General features: G+C 73.0%; 14 protein-coding genes. 6 read left to right on the top strand and 8 right to left on the bottom strand.

The annotated features are described in order from the left end of the window. Positions 1 to 136: 136 nt before the first annotated feature. Together JOD66_RS10540 and JOD66_RS10545 are read left to right on the top strand one after the other, a co-directional pair. Positions 137 to 805, top strand: a complete 669-nt coding sequence (locus JOD66_RS10540; protein WP_204836826.1) for a hypothetical protein — start codon at positions 137 to 139, stop codon at positions 803 to 805. Beyond that, on the top strand, positions 802 to 2,298 hold the full coding sequence (locus tag JOD66_RS10545) for a hypothetical protein (RefSeq protein WP_204836827.1): 1,497 nt from the start codon (positions 802 to 804) through the stop codon (positions 2,296 to 2,298). Before JOD66_RS10540 ends, JOD66_RS10545 begins: the two co-directional genes overlap by 4 nt. A 60-nt stretch (positions 2,299 to 2,358) precedes the next feature. Here the strand turns inward: JOD66_RS10545 and JOD66_RS10550 are convergent, their stop codons facing one another. The 3 genes from JOD66_RS10550 to JOD66_RS10560 are packed head-to-tail and all read right to left on the bottom strand — an operon-like array spanning position 2,359 to position 5,039. Next, positions 2,359 to 2,856 carry a PGPGW domain-containing protein gene (locus JOD66_RS10550; RefSeq protein ID WP_204836828.1) on the bottom strand — a complete coding sequence of 166 codons (498 nt, stop codon included), beginning with the start codon at positions 2,854 to 2,856 and terminating at the stop codon, positions 2,359 to 2,361. Further along, the gene (locus tag JOD66_RS10555; RefSeq protein ID WP_204836829.1) at positions 2,853 to 3,362 is read right to left on the bottom strand and encodes a nuclear transport factor 2 family protein; all 510 of its coding nucleotides are present in this window, start codon (positions 3,360 to 3,362) and stop codon (positions 2,853 to 2,855) included. Before JOD66_RS10555 ends, JOD66_RS10550 begins: the two co-directional genes overlap by 4 nt. 39 nt (positions 3,363 to 3,401) lie before the next feature. Then, complete coding sequence (locus JOD66_RS10560) at positions 3,402 to 5,039, bottom strand: hypothetical protein (RefSeq protein WP_204836830.1); 1,638 nt, start codon at positions 5,037 to 5,039, stop codon at positions 3,402 to 3,404. A gap of 33 nt (positions 5,040 to 5,072) precedes the next feature. Between JOD66_RS10560 and JOD66_RS29075 the strand changes: the two genes are divergently transcribed. Then, positions 5,073 to 6,665, top strand: coding sequence for an adenylate/guanylate cyclase domain-containing protein (locus tag JOD66_RS29075; protein WP_204836831.1), 1,593 nt, complete (start codon positions 5,073 to 5,075; stop codon positions 6,663 to 6,665). A gap of 373 nt (positions 6,666 to 7,038) precedes the next feature. Here the strand turns inward: JOD66_RS29075 and JOD66_RS10570 are convergent, their stop codons facing one another. Beyond that, positions 7,039 to 7,626, bottom strand: a complete 588-nt coding sequence (locus JOD66_RS10570) for a TetR/AcrR family transcriptional regulator (protein ID WP_204836832.1) — start codon at positions 7,624 to 7,626, stop codon at positions 7,039 to 7,041. A 17-nt stretch (positions 7,627 to 7,643) separates the two neighbouring features. Further along, a complete protein-coding gene (locus JOD66_RS10575; RefSeq protein ID WP_204836833.1) occupies positions 7,644 to 10,646 on the bottom strand; it encodes an MMPL family transporter in 3,003 nt (1,000 codons plus the stop codon). Between the two features lie 87 nt (positions 10,647 to 10,733). On the opposite strand from JOD66_RS10575, the gene JOD66_RS10580 reads away from it, so the two are divergent. After that, complete coding sequence (locus JOD66_RS10580) at positions 10,734 to 12,440, top strand: FAD-binding dehydrogenase (protein WP_307823429.1); 1,707 nt, start codon at positions 10,734 to 10,736, stop codon at positions 12,438 to 12,440. 136 nt (positions 12,441 to 12,576) lie between these two features. On the opposite strand, the gene JOD66_RS10585 is transcribed toward JOD66_RS10580, so the two are convergent. Further along, complete coding sequence (locus JOD66_RS10585) at positions 12,577 to 13,722, bottom strand: zinc-binding dehydrogenase (RefSeq protein ID WP_204836835.1); 1,146 nt, start codon at positions 13,720 to 13,722, stop codon at positions 12,577 to 12,579. Between the two features lie 17 nt (positions 13,723 to 13,739). Then, complete coding sequence (locus tag JOD66_RS10590; protein WP_204836836.1) at positions 13,740 to 14,393, bottom strand: lysophospholipid acyltransferase family protein; 654 nt, start codon at positions 14,391 to 14,393, stop codon at positions 13,740 to 13,742. Positions 14,394 to 14,459: 66 nt separating this feature from the next. On the opposite strand from JOD66_RS10590, the gene JOD66_RS10595 reads away from it, so the two are divergent. Beyond that, on the top strand, positions 14,460 to 15,023 hold the full coding sequence (locus JOD66_RS10595) for a TetR/AcrR family transcriptional regulator (protein ID WP_204836837.1): 564 nt from the start codon (positions 14,460 to 14,462) through the stop codon (positions 15,021 to 15,023). 3 nt (positions 15,024 to 15,026) lie between these two features. On the opposite strand, the gene JOD66_RS10600 is transcribed toward JOD66_RS10595, so the two are convergent. Next, positions 15,027 to 16,847, bottom strand: coding sequence for a phosphoenolpyruvate carboxykinase (GTP) (locus tag JOD66_RS10600; RefSeq protein ID WP_204836838.1), 1,821 nt, complete (start codon positions 16,845 to 16,847; stop codon positions 15,027 to 15,029). 233 nt (positions 16,848 to 17,080) lie between these two features. Here JOD66_RS10600 and JOD66_RS10605 point away from each other — a divergent pair, with 233 nt between their 5' ends. Continuing rightward, positions 17,081 to 17,926, top strand: a complete 846-nt coding sequence (locus JOD66_RS10605) for a hypothetical protein (protein ID WP_204836839.1) — start codon at positions 17,081 to 17,083, stop codon at positions 17,924 to 17,926. Positions 17,927 to 18,083: the final 157 nt, after the last annotated feature.

Below are 18,083 nucleotides of genomic sequence, written 5' to 3' on the forward strand. Positions count from 1 at the left end.
CCTGCCGGCCGGGCTGCCCTGGAGCCGAGGGTGGAGGCACCGCCGTAGAGCACGGCGGTCGGCGCCCACGCGCCGCTCCCGAGAGAGTCGAGTCCCCATGTCACTCGTCACCGATCCACGGGAGGCTCCCGTGCCCGTGGACACCTCCCGCTTCCGTGCCTGGCCCCTGTGGCTGAGCGGCGCCGGCCTGCTCGGCATGGTCGGCACCCTGTTCACCGACCAGCGTCCGACCGGGGAGCAGCAGTCCTCGGACTACACCGTCTCCGTCGCGGACATGCCCGGGCTCGACCACCTGCCCTTCCGCGTCGGCGGCTTCGCCGGCTTCGTCTGCGTGGCGGCGCTGCTCGTCTTCGCGGCCGTCTGGCGCCGCCAGGTCAGCCAGCGCTACGACTGGTCGATCGGTGCCTCGGTCGTGACCTACGGCGCGGTGGCCGCCGCCGGCACGTTCACCCTGGCGTACGGCTGGAAGGGCGCGCTCGGGAACTACCTGCACGGCGCGATCGAGGAGGGCACCTACGACGACGCCGGTCTCTACACCTACTACGTGATGAACGACTTCAGCCCGTTCATCGCCGCCCTCCCGCTCGCGGTCGCGCTCGGCGGGATCGCGTGGATGGGCCTGCGGGAGGGCCTGGTCACCCGGGGGCCCGCCATCCTCGCCGGCCTGATCTGCCTGCTCGCGTTCGGTGCTGTCGCCGCGACCGGCGTCCCCGGCCTGCCCTTCGTCGCCCTGCCGGGCGTCGTGCTCGTCGGGCTCTGGCTCTCGCTGAGCCGGAGCCGCGTGGTCAAGGAGGACCTGTCGTGAGGAGGGGCCGCACGATCGGGCTGCTGACCGCGGCCGTCGTCCTCGTCGCGTCGCCGGCGACGGCTCAGCCGGGCGACCCGGGGGACCCGCCTCCCCCGACCGGGCCGATCGACCGGACGCCGCCGACGATCCACATCGACTACCCGACCGGCGGGGTCGACGGCTGGTTCTCCGGCCCCCGCAGCGTGCCGGTCCTCGTCAGCGACCAGGGCACGGGAGGCGGCGCCAGCTCCGGGGTGGCCCAGGTCGGCTACACGATGACCGGCGCCACCGAGCTGGAGGAGACCTTCGAGGGCCACCGGGGGAGCATCCCGGTCAGCAACGAGGGCTCGACCCAGATCGACATCGTCGCCGTCGACGGCAACGGCAACCGGGCCACCGCGCGGATCTGGGTCGGCGTCGACCGGGTGGCCCCCACCATCGCGTTCGCCCCCCACCTGCGCCAGGGCATCGAGTTCGCGCTCGGCCAGCGGGTGCTCAGCGGCTTCAGCTGCTGGGACGGCCACTCCGGGGTGGCCACCTGCAACGGCAGCGTCGCCGACGGCGCACCGCTGAACACCAGCACGCCCGGCACCCGCACGCTCGTCGTCACGACCACCGACCCGGTGGGCAACGCCCGCCAGGCGAACCTGACCTACCACGTCCGCAGGGGCACGTTCACCGTCCAGCAGCCGCCCACGGTCCGGGGCGCACCCCGGGTGGGCGAGACGCTGACGGCGACGCCGGCGACCTTCGCCCCGACGCCGGCGCGGGTCGAGCACCGGTGGTACCGCGACGGCTACGAGCTGACCGGGTTCCACGAGGCCACCTACACCGTGCACCCGCAGGATGCGGGCAGCACGATCCACTACGCGTCGATCCCGGTCCTCGCCGACCACGACGGCGTCGCCGCGACGTCGAGTCCGGTCACGATCCTGAAGTCGCTCGATGCCGACGGACCCGTGCGGATCACCGGCGACGCGAAGGTCGGCGGCACGCTCACCGCCCACGCGCCCGGTCTGAGCGAGCGCATGGTCGAGACCCTGGGCCCGCGGCTGGCCGCGGGCGACGTGGTGACCTACCAGTGGCTGCGCGACGGCCAGCCGATCGCGGGCGCCGCGGAGGCGACCTACCGCCCGGGTGCCGCGGACGCCGGCCGGTCGCTGAGCGTGCGGCTGACGGTCGAGCGCCCGCTGTTCGAGCCGCTGGCCCTGCACAGCGCCGGCACCGCCCCCGTGGCGAGGGCCAGTGCGCAGGTCTCGGCCCGCATCGTGGCGAAGGGCCGGGGCAAGGTCAAGGTCAGGGTCACGGTGGGCGCTCCGGTGCCCGCCGACGGCAGCGTCGTCGTACGGCGCGGCAAGAAGGTCGTCGGCGCGGCGGTCGTCGTGAACGGCCGGGCGACCGTGACGGTGAAACGGCTCCCCCGCGGCAGGAAGGTCCGTCTGGTTGTCGCCTACCAGGGCTCGACGGCCGTCGACGCCGCCGCCGTCACGGCCCGGGCGAAGGCCCGCTGACCGACCGGAGCGGGAGCGCGGGGTGGCGCCGACGGGTGCCACCCCGTTCCGGCCGCGGCGCTACCGCTCCTCGTCGTCGTGGTGGCGGCGCTCGTCGGCCTGGTCGATCTCGCCGTCGAGCGCCGCACGGGCCTCGGGCTTGCCGTGGAAGCGGCGGTAGGAGTAGACGAGCAGCCCCAGCGCGATGGCGCAGGACAGCAGCAGCGTGATCCCGGTCCACACGCCTCCGGGCAGCCACCACTTCTCGTCGATCGGCCACCAGTCCGGCAGGTCGGGGTCGACCAACCAGACCACGCCGAAGGCGCCGATCGCGAGCGCGCCGATGGTCGAGGCGATGATCCGCGGCCAGGTCTCGACCCCCTCCGCCGCGGCGCGCAGGGCGCGGAGCAGGACCGGGTCGAGCAGCCGCTCGGCCCAGGTGTACTGCTGCGAGAGGACCGCCAGGCCGGCCGCCATCAGCAGCAGCCCGGGGCCTGGCAGGACCAGGGCGGCGATGCCGGCGAGCAGCAGGATCCAGCCGAGGACCTCGAGCAGGATCCGCTTCGCCGCGCCCGTCACCGGCCACCTCCGAACCGGTCCAGCCACGCCAGCACGTCCTCGTCGGCGTTGCCGTGGTCGGCCGCGATCCGCGCCCAGCGCTGCGCCATCGCGTGGAAGCGCAGCGGGTTGTAGACGTCCTCCTCGCGGGAGAAGAGCCCGTCGCCGGCGTACGTCATGATCGTGATGTTGGGCTCGGCGAGCAGGGTCCCGTCGCCGGGGTCCGGCATCGGGTTGAGCACCTCGCAGACCAGCCGGTTCTGCGCGGCGTCGACGACCTGCCAGGTGACCGGGAACTCCGGCATCACCCGGCCGGGGTACGACGTCATGGTGCGCACCGACCAGGTGCGGATCTCGTCACGGCCGCGGAAGGTGCCCATGGCGTGCTCGACGTACTCGGCGTCGGGGGTGAACAGGTCGGCATAGCCGTCCCAGTCGCCGGTCTTCGCGAAGCCCGCGACCTGCTCGTGGAAGGCGGCGTAGGCGTCGGTGATCTCCTCGGCGGTGAACGAGGGGGCAGCGTTCATGGGTCGATCCAATCAGGTCGACCCCAGCCGGTCACCGGTTCAACGCTCGGAGGACTCGAAGCTCCAGCCGTCGCCCGCGCGGGACAGCACCCCGGCGATCGCCCCGTTGAGGTCGCCGATCACGGCCGCGACCCGGTAGGCACGGTCCGGCTTCTCCGTGCGGCTGAGCTCAGCCCGGTCGATGATCACGCCGTAGCAGTCGTGGGCGCCGGCCGCCCAGTCCGGGATCGGGGCGATCGGCGCGGGCGTCCCCCAGCGTCGCGCGTCGAGCGGCGCCACGCTCCAGGTCGGGACGCACGGCGCGGCGGGATCGGGATTCCCGGTCACCCTGATGGCGGAGTCTCCGGCGACGGCCAGCGCGTCGACCGTCGGGTTCGCCAGCGGCAGGCGGACCACGTCGAACCGGCCGGCTCCCGAGCGCCACACCAGCGAGCGCTCGCCGCCACGCGCGACCAGGAGGTGCGCGTCACTTTGCACCAGCGGCTGGTACGCCGGCCGGTCGAGCGGCTGCGCCGTCCACGCGCTTCCGTCGGCGCTCGCGACGGCCACGCCGGTCGTCGGGGGCGGGGCGTCGTCGTACTCGCCTCCCCAGGGGGAGCCGGCGGGCCAGCACTGCACGAGGTAGAGGACGTCGGTCGCCTGGTAGATCGTCTCAGAGCGGGCGCTGTGGCACTCCTGGCCCGCGGGCGCCTCGGCCACCTGCCTCGGCTCGGTCCACTCGGTGCTGCCGGCGGGCCGGCGCTGCGCCACCACGCGGCGCAGGTCCGGGGAGCCGAGCGCGACCGAGGAGCCGTCGTCGAGCTCGGTCAGCGTCATCGGCAGGCCGGCCGCGGGGTCGACGGACAGCAGCCCGGCGTCCCCGGTGGGCTGGTCGTCGGTCCAGACGCCGTCGGCGTCGACGAAGGTGACCACCTCGTCGATGGCGCGGTTGTAGAAGGCGAGCGTCTTGTCGGCCACGCTGACGTTCTCGGCGTAGCAGTGTTCCTGGCCGCGCGGCGCGGTCGCCGCGGCCACCGCGAGCTCGGTGCGGCCCGGCGCCCCGGCCCAGAGCTCGAAGGTGCAGCCCGCCGACGCCTGCCGGCCGATCACCGCGACCAGCCGGCCGTCGGGCAGCAGCCGTACGTCGGGCGCCCGCCGCCAGCCACCCTCCACCTCCGGCAGCCCGGCCAGCCGCAGCCTCTCCCAGCCCTCGGCGCCGGTGCGCCAGACCGCGACCGCCGGCGTGTCGGTGTCGGTGGCCACCACCGCGAAGGCGCCGGCCGCGTCGATCATGGGCGGCTCGACCACATCTTCGACGACGTCGCAGGTCAGGTCGTGGCAGATCGCCGCGTCGCTGCGGGCGAAGCCGTCGTGCTCGTCGTCGTCCGCGGCCCACCAGTCGACCGCCACGACCGCGGCGTCGCCACCGGTCGTGATCTCCGCGCCACCCGTCTCGAGGTCCGTGCCCTCGGCGACCGTCCGCGCCTCGGTCCAGCCGTCGGCGCCACGCTCCCGCCACTGCGCGACGTACCGGTCCCGGCGGTCGCTGACGACCAGCTCGCCGCCGTCGGCCAGGGTGACCCGCTCGGGGGTGCTGACGGAGTCGACCAGCTCCTCGTCGAAGGAGGGCTCGCCGGTGCAGGCCGTCATCGCCAGCGCGGCGGCGAGGATCGCGCCGCTCCTTCTCCCGAGACTCACCCGGTGGATCCTAGGTGTCACTACGCTTCGCCCATGCCCCGCGGGACCGCCTCTCGACGACGCAGCCCCTTCGGCTCGCGTGTCCTCGGCCCGCGCGACCAGGCGCCGCGCCAGCTGCGGATCCGGATCCAGGTACTGCTGACGGTGCTCCTCGTCGGCACCAACCTGATCGGCGCGCTCGTCGTCTTCGTCGTCAACACCTGGGCGATCCCCTCGCCGGCGCCCAACCGCCAGATGGTGATCGCGCTGGCGATCGCGATCCCGACGTACGTGCTCGTGGCGGCGGCGATCGGCGCGGTCTGGGGGACGACGAGCTCGCTGCGCGCCCTGCGCTGGGCCACCCAGCCCGGCGTCGACCCCGATCGCACCCAACGCGCCCGGGCGCTGCGGGTTCCGTTGACGCTGACGGTCATGCAGCTCGTGATGTGGCTGGTCGGGACGCTGCTGTTCACGATGCTCACGACCTTCCTGCAGCCCTCGCGCACCCTCGGCACGGCGCTGACCGTCAGCATCGGCGGGGTCGTCGTGGCCGGTGTCTCCTACCTGTTCACCGAGTTCTCGCTGCGCCCGATCGCCGCGCGGGCGCTGAGCGACGTCCGGGTCACCGAGCGGATGCGCGGCGTCGGTGTCGGTCCCCGGATGGCGATCTTCTGGACCCTCGGCACCGGCGCCCCGATCGTCGGCCTGCTCATCGCCGCGATCCTCGCGCTCACCCCCGGCGGCGACGCGACCCTCGACCAGCTCGCCGTCGTGACGATCATCGTGTGCGGGATCGTGCTGCTGTTCGGCTTCCTGCTCACCGACCTCAACGCCCGCGCCGTCGTCGCTCCGCTGCTGTCGGTGCGCGACGCCATGCGCTCGGTCGAGGCGGGCCGGCTCGACACCGACGTCGTCGTGTACGACGGCACCGAGCTCGGCCAGCTGCAGAGCGGCTTCAACTCGATGGTCCAGGGACTGCGCGAGCGCGAGCAGATCCGCGACCTGTTCGGCCGGCACGTCGGCCAGGAGGTCGCCGCCGCCGCGGCCGCCCTCGGCGCCGGCGAGATCGAGCTCGGCGGCGAGACCCGGGTCTGCACGGTGCTCTTCGTCGACCTGGTCGGCTCCACGACGTACGCCACCCAGCACGGGCCGACCGAGGTGGTCGCCGTACTCAACCGCTTCTTCGGCGTCGTCGTCGACGAGGTGGACCGCCACCACGGCCTGGTCAACAAGTTCATCGGCGACGCGGTGCTCGCCGTGTTCGGCGCCCCCGTCGAGCTCGCCGACCACGCCACCGCCGCGCTCTCGGCCGCCCGCGCGATGGCGGCCCGGCTGGCCGTCGAGGTGCCCGAGGTCGGCGCCGGCATCGGCGTCGCCACCGGCCAGGTCGTCGCAGGGAACGTCGGCCACGAGCAGCGCTTCGAGTACACCGTCATCGGCGACGCCGTGAACTCCGCCGCCCGCCTCACCGACCTCGCCAAGGACGTGCCCGGCGGCGTACTCGCGTCGTGGGACTCGGTCGACCTGGCCGGTGAGCCGGAGGCAGGTCACTGGGTGGAGTACGGCGAGACCGTGCTGCGGGGGCGGAGCGAGGCGACTCGGCTGGCGGTGCTGCGGGGCGGGTCGGGTGGGGGCTCGGCGCTGTAGCCGGGATCGGCGCTGTGGCCGGGCTCGGCGCTGTAACACGGAGTTCGCCGCCCTACCCGACCCCAGACGTCGCCGGAACAGGTCCGAGCGGGTCCGGAACATGCCACCCGGGTCCGCAAGAACGGCCAACACCGTGTTACATCCCCCGGCAGCGGTGCGGGCGGGCCAAGCGAGCGCGTCGGCCGGGCTCGGCGCCGTAGCGCAGCCAGCGCTGTAACACGGAGTTCGCCGCCCTACCCGACCCCAGACGTCGCCGGAACAGGTCCGAGCGGGTCCGGAACATGCCACCCGGGTCCGCAAGAACGGCCGACACCGTGTTACATCCGCCGGCAGGCGCCCACAGCCGCGAACCCCGTGTTACAGCCAACCCGACTCACACCAGCGCCCCCAACGCCCGCCCGATCACCACGAGCAGCCGGGCCGGGTCCAGCTCCACCTCCGTCGGTACGACGGTCAGCTGGGCGTCGCGCTGGAGCACCGCGAGGCCGTGCACGGTCGCCCAGCCGATCGTGACGAGCTCCTCGGTCGGCACCGACGCGGCCCACCCAGCGGCCTGGGCGGCGCCGACGAGGTCGAGCAGCAGCGCCCGGTGCGCCAGCCGGGCGGCGCCCAGGGCGGGGTCGTCGGCGTGCAGCAGCTCGGGGCGGAACATGACGTCGAACATCGTCGGCTGGCGGGCGGCGAACTCGACGTACGCGACGCCGGCGGCGGTCACCTGCTGACCGCCCGCCACCGGAACCCCCGAGACAGCCGACCGGGTGCGCGACAGCAGCAGCTCGAAGCCCTCGACGGCGAGGGCGGTGAACAGGCCGGCGCGATCCTCGAAGTGGTGGGCGGTGGCCTGGTGGGAGACGCCGACCCGGCGGGCGATCGCGCGCAGGCTGGCCTTGGCCGGGCCGCACGCCGCGATCTCCTGCTCGGCGGCGCGGATCAGCCGCTGCCGCAGGTCGACCTGCCTCATCATCCCCCCAGCCCGACTCACCGCGTCACCCGCGTCACCCGTGCCCGCTGCGGCCACCACAGCCGCCTGCCCAGCACCGTAGCGAGTGCGGGCACGAGCAGCGAGCGCACGACGAAGGTATCGAGGAGCAGGCCGACCGCGATGGTGAAGCCGACCTGGCCGATGGTGGTCACCCGGCCGGCGAGCAGCGCCATCATCGACACCGCGAAGATGACGCCGGCCGAGGTGATCACCCCGCCGGTGGCCGCGGTGGCGCGGGCGATCCCGGCAGCCGAGCCGTCGGGCGCCTCCTCGTGCATCCGCTTGGTGAGCAGCAGGTTGTAGTCGGCGCCCACCGCGACGAGCACCACGAAGGCGACCGCGGCGACGGTCCAGTCGAGCTGGATCCCCAGTCCGTACTGCCACACCAGCACCGACAGGCCGATCGCGGCGACGTACGACAGCACCACGGTCGCCATCAGCGCGAGCGCCGCGACCAGGCTGCGCAGGAGCAGGAGCAGGACCAGGAAGACCGCGACGAGCGCGAAGCCGGCGATCACCTCGAGGTCGGACATGGAGTAGCCGCGCAGGTCGGCGTTGGTGCTGGCCATCCCGGTCGTGAGCACCTCGGCGCCGTCGAGGCGGGTGCCGTTGAGCGAGGTCTCCACGGTGACGCGGAGGTCCTCGACCCGGGCCGAGGCCTCGGGACCGAAGGCGTCCGTGGAGCCGAGTACGGCGAGCCGCGCGGTGCGTCCGTCGGGCGAGAGGTAGAGCCGCATGGCGGCCGCGAAGTCCTGGTCGCGCAGCGCGGTGGGCGGCAGGTAGAAGCCGCCGCTGACCGGGTCGTCGGCCGTCGTCCGGGTCTCGCGGAGGTGGCGCGCAGCGGCCGCGAGCCCGTCCTCGAGCTCGGGCAGCGAGCCGGCCACCTGCTCGGTGCCGCCACGGAGTCGGCCCGCGCCGGCCGCGAGCTCGTCGGCGCCGGACGAGAGGTCGCCGAGCCGGTCGGCGAACACCCGCTGCCCGTCGGCGAGCCGGCGGCTGCCGTCGCGGGCCTGGGCCAGCCCGGCGCGCAGCTGCTGGAGTCCGGTCTGCAGGTCGCCGCTGCCCGTGGCCAGCGCGCGGGCGCCCTTCGCGGCCTCGCGCAGGCCGGGGAGCAGCTGGTCGCGCTCGGCCTCCCAGATCTGCTTCAACCCGGTCCGGGCCTGGCGGCAGGCCGGGTCCAGGCCGCAGGTGAGGCTCTTGGTGGCCAGCGCGTCGTGCACGAGGGCGAGGCCGTCGACCGCGACCTGCACCTGGTCGGCCGCGGTGTCCAGTCCGTCGGCGAGGCCGCCGGCTCCCGTGCGCAGGTCGCCGGTCCCGGCGATCGCGGCGTCCGCGCCGTCGAGCAGCTTGGTCATGCCCGAGGTCAGCCTGCCCGTGGACGCGGCGATCCGGTCCGCCCCGGCCACGGCCTGGTCGGCGCCGGCGGCGAGCTGTCCGGCACCCTCGTCGAGCTGCCCGGCGCCGTCCGCCAGTCGCTCGGCGCCGCTCGTGCCCTCGGCGACCTTGCCCTGGGCCCGGTCCAGCTGGTCGCCGACCAGGCCGGACTGGTAGGCCACCGACGCCTCCGTGATCGGTACGCCGAGCGGCCGGGTCACCCCGCGCACCAGTGCCACGCCGTCGTGCTGGGCGACCGCCGCCGAGGCCCGTTCGAGCACGGCGAGGTCCTTGCTGGTCCGCAGGTCGTGGTCGGCGCGCACCAGGATGTAGTCGGGCAGCACCTCGTTGACGGGGAAGTGCCGGCCCAGCAGGGCGTAGCCCTGGTTGCTCTCGGCGTCGTCGGGGAGCGGGTCGCGCACGTCGTACGACAGGTCGGTGAGGGGGAACACCGCCGCCAGCAGCGCGAGCGGGACGAGCGAGGCGGTGAGCATCCGGGCCGGGTGCGCGGCTACGACCCCGGCGACCCGCTCCCACACGCCCGACGCCTTCGAGTCCCGCGGCTCGGCCCAGCCGCGTCGCCCGGCGAGGGCCAGCAGGGCGGGGGTCAGGGTCAGGCTGACCAGCAGGTTGACCGCGATGCTGACCGCGACCGCGGGGCCGGTGGTGTTGAAGAAGCCGAGGTCGGCGAGCGCCATCGCGAGGGTGGCGAGCACGACGGTCACCGCAGACCCGGCGATCACCGAGCCGACCCGGGTCGCGGCGACCGCGGCCGCCCGCGCCGGCTCCACGCCGAGGCGGCGCTGCTCGTGGTAGCGGGCGACCAGGAAGACGGCGTAGTCGGTGCCGGCGCCGAGCACGATCGCGGTGAGGAAGGAGCCGCTGAAGGTCGAGACCGCGAACAGGTCCTGCAGGCCACACCAGGCGACGACCGCGCGTCCCAGCCCGAGGCCGAGGCCGACGACGGTGAGGATCAGGACCGGGATCGCGATCGAGCGGTAGATGAGGAACAGGATCAGCGCGATCAGGCCGATGGTCACCACGGTGATCCGCACGACGCTGTGCTCGGTCTCGGTCGCGAGGTCGACGACCGTGGCCGTCGGTCCGGTGACCTGGACGGTCAGCCCCTCCGGCGCGTGCGCCCGGGCGATCTCGCGGACGGCGGCGACCTGGCGCAGGGACGCGGGCGCGCCCGTGGCGCCGGTGATGCCGACCAGCAGGTAGCGCGCCTGCCGGTCCTCGCTGGTCAGCGCCTTGCGCAGGGCCGGGTCGCGGATGTCCTGGACGAAGGCGACATCGTCCTGGTCCGCGCCGAGACTCCCGACCAGCGACTCGGCGTAGGTCCGGTCGGCGCGGGTCAGCCCGGACGTGCGCTCCATCGCTACCACGATGAAGCTCTCCGCGTCGCCGTCGCTGAACTCCTGGTTCATCAGCTCGACGGCCCGCATCGACGGCGCGTCCTTCGGCACCATCGGCGACGAGTCGCGCCCGGCGATCTCCTCCAGCTGCGGCACCGCCACGTTCATCACGACCGTGATCGCGAGCCAGGCGAGCACCACCCATCCGGCCCGGCGTACGGCGATGCGCGCGTAGCCGGCGGCCCTGTCCCCATGCGTGCTGCCCACGCGGTGAAACTAGAACTCGTTCCTTGCCAGTGGCAAGGAAGTGTGGCGCGGGCCACGACGCTGGCGGCGTGTGGCAGGCTCGCTCGCGTGAGCAACCGAGCTGAGCAGGGATTCCAGCCCGACGCGATCGTCGTGGGCGCCGGCCTCGCGGGCCTGGTCGCGACCTACGAGGCGACCCGAGCGGGCAGGAAGGTCCTCGTCCTCGACCAGGAGAACCGCGCCAACCTCGGCGGCCAGGCGTTCTGGTCGCTGGGCGGGCTGTTCTTCGTCGACTCCCCCGAGCAGCGCCGGATGGGCATCAAGGACTCCCGCGAGCTGGCCTGGCAGGACTGGCAGGGCTCCGCCGGCTTCGACCGGATCGGCACCGGCGACGGGCCGGAGCGCGGCGAGGACCACTGGGGCAGCCGCTGGGCGCGGGCGTACGTCGACTTCGCCACCGACGAGAAGCGCGACTACCTGCGCGAGCTCGGCCTCAAGTCGCTCACCTTCGTCGGCTGGGCCGAGCGCGGCGACGGCTCGGCGAGCGGCCACGGCAACTCGGTGCCCCGCTTCCACCTGACCTGGGGCACCGGACCCGAGGTGGTGCGGGTCTTCCGCGAGCCGGTGGAGGCGGCCGAGGCGGCCGGGCTGGTGCGCTTCGCCTTCCGGCACCAGGTCGACGAGCTGGTCGTCGAGGACGGCGCCTGCGTCGGCGTCCGCGGCTCGGTGCTGGCGCCCTCCGACCTCGGGCGCGGCGAGAGGTCCTCGCGCGAGGTCGTCGACACCTTCGAGCTGCGCGCACCGGCCGTGATCGTCACCTCCGGCGGGATCGGCCACAACTTCGAGCTGATGCGCGCCAACTGGCCCACCGACCGGGTCGGGCCCGCACCCGAGCACATGATCGCCGGCGTACCCGCCCACGTCGACGGCCGGATGCTCGCCATCTCCGAGGCGGCAGGAGCCAACCTGGTCAACAAGGACCGGATGTGGGCCTACGTCGAGGGCATCCACAACTGGGACCCGGTCTGGCCCGACCACGCCATCCGGATCCTGCCCGGCCCTTCTTCGATGTGGTTCGACGCCGACGGCCGGCGGCTGCGTGGCATGTCGGGCGTCCCGGGCGCCGACTCGATCGGCTCGATGAAGCAGATCCTCGCCACCGGCGCCGACTACTCGTGGTTCGTGCTCACCCAGTCGATCATCGAGAAGGAGTTCGCCCTCTCCGGCTCCGAGCAGAACCCGGACTGGACCGAGAAGGACATCCGGATGATGCTCAAGGAGCGGCTCGGCAAGGGCGCCACCAGCCCGGTCGAGGCGTTCAAGCAGCACGGCGAGGACTTCGTGGTCGCCTCCTCGCTCGAGGACCTGGTCGCCGGCATGAACAAGATCGCGCGGGGCGGTCGGGTGCTCGACGCCGCCGAGCTCCGCAGGCAGATCGAGGACCGGGACCGCCAGCTCGACAACCCCTTCGGCAAGGACGCCCAGGTGATGGCGATCCGCAACGGCCGCAAGGACCGCACCGGCAGGATCATGCGCGTGGCCAAGCCGCACCGGATCCTCGACCCCGCGCACGGCCCGCTCATCGCCGTCCGGCTCAACATCTTGTCTCGCAAGACCCTCGGCGGCATCGAGACCGACCTCGACAGCCGCGTGGTCCGCCCCGACGGGTCGGTGTTCCCGGGGCTCTACGCCGCCGGCGAGGTCGCCGGCTTCGGCGGTGGCGGCGTCCACGGCTACAACGCGCTCGAGGGCACCTTCCTCGGGGGCTGCATCTTCTCGGGCCGGGCCGCCGGGCGGGCGGTCGGGCGGGGCTGATCTGGGCTCGGCGGCGGGGCTCCGCCCGGGATTCATCACGGTATGTAGGCGAATTGCCGCATCTGTAGCGGAGTTCCGCTACAGATGTGCCGACTCACCTACATACCGTGGTGAATCCCCGCCCCACCCACCCCACTCAACGCACCGGATCGACCAGGATCTTGGCGTGCCGCTCGGGATCGCCGAGATCCTCGAACGCCCCCGCGACGCCGTCCAGCCCGACCACGCCGGTCACCAGCGGCCGGACGTCGACCTTGCCCGAGGCGATCCACTGCAGCGTCTGGTGGAACTCGCTCGGGTCGTAGGCGAACACGAACCTCAGGTCGATCTCCTTGTTGATCGCCATCGAGGGCCGGAAGGCGTCCTCGCCCATGCAGACGCCGACCACGACGACCCGGGAGAGCAGCGGGGCGTGGGCGATGACGTGCTCGATCATGCCGGGGACGCCGACGCACTCGAAGACGACCGGGCCGCGCGGGGTGGCGCCCGCCTTCTCGGCGGCGCGCATGACGTGGGCCCAGGGCAGCAGCGGGACGGCGCGCAGCTTGTCCATCGCGTCCAGGCCGAGCTCGGCGAGGGCGATCGGGTCGGTGAGGTAGCGGGAGTCGGCGAAGGAGGACCACGGCGACTCCTCGGCCGGGTCGACCACCAGGTCGGCGCCCATCTGCTCGGCGAGGGCGCGGCGCCCGGCCGAGAAGTCGCTGGCGATCACGTGGCGCACGCCGGTGGCCTTGAGCATCGCGATCACGGCCAGTCCGATCGGGCCACAGCCGATGACGACCGCGGTGTCCTTCGCGCCGACCTCGCCCCGGCGTACGGCGTGCAGCGCGACCGCCATCGGCTCGGTCAGCGCCGCGGCGTCGGCGTCGAGGCCGTCGGGGACCCGCATCGTCATCGACGGCACGGCGAGCACCTGCTCGGCGTAGCCGCCCGAGGCCAGCGGGCTGAGCCCGGTCAGGTGGGTGGATCCGCCGGCGCGCAGCACGGGCAGCGCGACGACGCGGGTGCCGACGGGGAAGGGCCGGCGGGTGCGGGGGCCGTAGTCGGCGACGGTGCCGACGAACTCGTGGCCCAGCACCACCCGGTCGGTGGACCTCATGAAGTGGTCGTAGCCGAGCTCGGCGACGTCGGCGGCGGTCTCGTCGCAGTGCAGCCGGGCGTGCAGGTCCGACCCGCAGATCCCGCACCGCTCCACGTCGATGAGCAGCTGCCCCCGCTCGGGCGTCAGGTCGGGGAGGTCCTCGACGGTGAGCTCGGCCTGGTGGCAGACGACGGCGCGCATGGAGACATCATCGGGGATCACGCCGCGCGTCGGGGGACGTACTCATCCCCTGGCCGCTGACCGGTCAGCGCGCCGATCGCGACCATCAGCCGGTCGGTGGCGGCGCGCACCTCCCCCGTCCGTACGTCGACCGGCGCGCCGATCACGACGGTGACCCGGCCGCGCCGCCAGCGCCGGCGGCCCCGGTCCGGAGGGTCGACGCCGTCGGTGCCGAGCAGCCCGACCGGCAGCACCGGCGCGTCCGGCACCGCCCGGGCGACCCGGACCACGCCGGTGTGGCCGCGGTGCAGCCGGCCGTCCGGCGAGCGGGTGCCCTCGGGGTAGATCGCCCACACCCCGCCCGAGCGCAGCAGTCCCTCGGCCGCGGCCAGGGAGGCGGACGCCGCCGAGCCGCCGGCCCGGTCGACGGGGATCTGGCCGGTCACCGAGCACAGCCAGCGCTCGACCCGGCCGCGGAGACCGGCCCCGCCGTAGTACTCCGCCTTCGCCAGGAAGCGCGGCTGCCGCGGGAGCACCAGGGAGAGCACCAGGGAGTCGATCTCGGCGCGATGGTTGGCCGCGACCACGACCGGGCCGGTCGCCGGCAGGTGGGCCCGGCCGACCACCCGCGGGCGGGTGTACCAGCGCACCACCGGCCCGAGCAGGACCCACTTCAGCAGCCAGAACCACATCCGCGCACCTCCGTAGTAGACAGTGTCTATTCGCCAGTCTGCCCGGCATCGGTAGACACTGTCTAGGTGAGCGCCCGCGACCGCCTCGTCACCGTCGGCACCCAGCTGCTCGAGGAGCACGGCCTCGCCGGCATCTCGCTGCGCTCGATCGCGAGCGCCGCCGGGGTCTCCCACGGTGCCCCGCGCCGCTACTTCCCGACCTACCAGGCGCTGCTCGCCGCCATCGCCCGTGGCGGGCTCGAGGACCTGGACCGGACGATCGGGCCCGCCCTCGCTCGGGACGACCTGCGGGCCGCCGCCCGCGCCTACCTCGACTTCGGCCGGGAGCGCCCCGAGATGTTCGGCCTCGTCACGCGGCACGACCTGCTCGAGGGCGCCGGAGCGAACCTGCGGGAGATCACCGGGCGCTGGTTCGCCGACCTCGGCGCCACCCTCGCGCGCACCACCGGCCGGAGCGTCCACCCCGAGGAGGTGCTCGCCCTGTGGTCGGGGGTGCACGGGCTGGCCGCGCTCAGCAGCCGGCGCGCGACCGAGCCGACCGGCATCGACCCGGCCCGCGCGCTCGACGTACTCCTGGAAAAGCACCGCACCCCGGCTCCGAGGAGCCGGGGTGCCGCGAAGAGCCGCTAGGACTCAGGCGTCGAGCGCGGAGGCGACGCGACGGTGCGCCTCCCAGATCTCCTCGGGGAGACCGTCGAACTGCGCGAGGTGCTTCTCGCGGAAGCCCATCTCCTGCTGCCAGCGGGGCACGTCGATCGTGAGCAGCGTGTCGAGGTCGGCCAGCGCCTGCTCGTCGAGACCCTCGAGGTTGAGCTCCTCGCGCTTCGGCAGGATGCCGACCGGCGTCTGCACGCCCTCGACCTCGCCGTTGAGGAACTCCATCAGCCAGTTGAGCGGGCGCAGGTTCTCGCGATAGCCCGGCCACAGGAAGCGACCGTCCTCGCCGCGCTGGAACCAGTTGACGTGGGCGAAGATCGGCTTGGTCGTGGCCCGGCCGATGACCTCGAGCCAGTGCGCGGCGTAGTCGGCCTCGGAGTACGACATGAACGGACGCATCGACATCGGGTCGTAGCGGAGCACGCCCTCGAGGCCGTCGGCCGCGGCCGTCGCCTCTGCACCCAGGGTGAGACCGTCGTAGACGCCCTCGGCGATGTCGGTGATCGCGCGGATCAGCGGCTCGCGGTCGCGGGTGCGGCCACCGAAGATGATGCCGTGGATCTCGACGCCCTTCGGGTCCTCGAAGTCCTTGGCGACGTTGGGGACGTTCGCGAGGGTGGTCGTGAAGCGGCTGTTGGGGTGCGCCCACGGGTCGTCGGCGTGCTCCGGAGCCCGGTCGGCGATGACCTCGCCCTTCCAGTCCTCCCAGCCGTCGAGGTCGGTCGGCTTCTCGCCGCGACCCTCCCACCAGACCTCCTGGGTCTTGGGGTTGTAGGCGACGTTGGTGAAGATGGCGCCGGTGCCCGGGACGATCGAGTCGATCGCGGTCGGGTTGGTCTTCTCGTTGGTGTCCTTGGCGACACCGAAGACGCCGTTCTCCGGGTTCATGCCGTAGAGCTTGCCGTCGTCGCCGACCCAGATCCACGCGATGTCGTCGCCGTAGAACTCGACGTAGTAGCGGTCGCCGAGCGCGTCGGGGGCCAGCGTCATCGCGAGGTTGGTCTTGCCCGAGGCCGACGGGAAGCCGCCGCAGATGTTGTACTTCTTGCCGGTCTGCTTGTCCGTGATGCCGAGCAGCATGAACTGCTCGACCAGGAAGCCGTTCTTCCAGCCGTCGTAGGAGCCCTGGCGCAGGCCGTGGGCGATCTTGCCGAGCAGCGCGTTGCCGCCGTACGACGAGCCGAAGTGGAGGATCGTGCGCTCGTCGGCGACGGTCACGAAGTAGCGCTTGTCGTCGGGCGTGCCCTGGCCGAGGTTCTCCAGGTCGCCGGTCACGTGGACGGCCTTGACGAAGGAGTCGCCCAGGTCGTTGATGTACTCCACGCCGACCCGCGCCATCCGGATCATCTGGAGCACGACGTTGCGGTTGTCGGTGAGCTCGACACCGGCGGCGAACTTCTCCACCGGCGAGCCCTTCGGCGACATGAGGTAGGGGATGACGTACATCGTCTTGCCCGCCGAGGCGCCGGTCATCAGCTCGACGAGCTTCGGCTTCATCTCGGCGGCGGGCTTCCAGTTGTTGTAGACGCCCTTGTCGGCCTCGTTCGAGGTCGCGACGATCGTGCGCTCCTCCGCGCGAGCGGTGTCCTTGTAGTAGGAGCGCGAGTAGTAGCGGCCCTCGCCGGCGGGGAGCAGCTCGCCCGCGTCCAGTGCCTCCTGGACCAGGCGCGCGTCGTCGGCCGCGGACACGACCTCGATGCGCTCTGCTCCGGTGATGTTGGCCCAGTGTGCGACGTACTCACGAACATGCGGGTTGGTGAGACCCGCCTCGTCGAGCGTCCGCTCCACATCAACCATGTGCTTCGCCAGCCTTTCGGTCCTTGACAAGGTGTGGGCACGCTACCCCACAGCCCACCCGGGTTTTTCCGGGGTTCGAATCGTGCGATCCGTGGACACCGTCGTCCGCGTGACAGTCACCATGACACCCGTTTTGCATTGACGCACATCGGCGCGGTTTGGATCGTTCAACCGCCCGGAGAGCGGCGACCCGGCACCGGTTGAGCGCCGGAGGTGCGGGTAGGAAGGGCCCCATGAGCCTCCCCCCGCCCCCGCCGGGACCGCCCCACGGGCCCCCCGGTGGACCTCCTCAGGGACCTCCTCCGGGACCTCCGCCCGGCTGGAGCCCGCAGCCGCCGTACCCGCCCTACGGCCAACCGCCCCGGCGTACCGGCCCCCGCGTCGCGCTCGTCGTCGGCGGCGTGCTGCTGGCCATCGTGCTGCTCGGCGCGGTCGCCGTCGGCGCCTTCCTCGTCGCGGGCGGTGGCGACGACGACCGGGCCGGCGACGATCCGACACCCGACCGCTCCACCACCGCGAGCTCGGGCGAGCCGACCGCCGAGTCGACGGGAGCGACGCCGACCTCGCCCGAGAGCGGCCCGTCGACGCCGTACACCCCGTCCGACGACACCGACGACGACATCCACAACGACGTGAAGGTCGCCGACTTCCCCGGGGACTGGGACTTCAAGCTCGGCGACGTCGAGCACCACGCCACCCTGGTCAGCTCGACCGACCACCCGACCTGTGCGCCGGTGGAGAAGGGCTCGGTGCTGACCGCCCAGCGCTGCGAGTACGCCGCGCAGTGGGTCTTCACGGCGCTCGGCGGCAAGGTGCGGCTCACCCACCTGTTCCTCGTCTTCGACACCGAGCGGCACGCCAAGGCCGCGCAGGGCGCCCTGAAGGACACCGACCTCGACCTGCCCGACGGCAGCCTGTACCCGTCGTTCGTGCAGGGCCAGTGGAACTCCAGCGTCTACGGCAACATCGTCGCCGTCACCGTCGGGACCTCGCGGACGAAGGTGCCGGAGAAGAAGCTGACCTCACTGGTCAACTACATGAACACCGACTACAAGACCGCGCTGCTCTTCAGGTCCTGAGACTCCGGCGGGCGCCGGGGACGGACCCGGAAAAATTGGAAGCCGCCGCAGGCGTCTCGGGTCACCTGCGGCGGCGAGAGCAGCATGCCAGAGCGCGTGCTCCGTTGTCACCAGGTTCGCGGAAAAATGTTTCCGGCCCCATCGGCCCACGCGCGGA

This window comes from Nocardioides nitrophenolicus, from assembly GCF_016907515.1.
GTDB classification, from domain to species: domain Bacteria; phylum Actinomycetota; class Actinomycetes; order Propionibacteriales; family Nocardioidaceae; genus Nocardioides; species Nocardioides nitrophenolicus.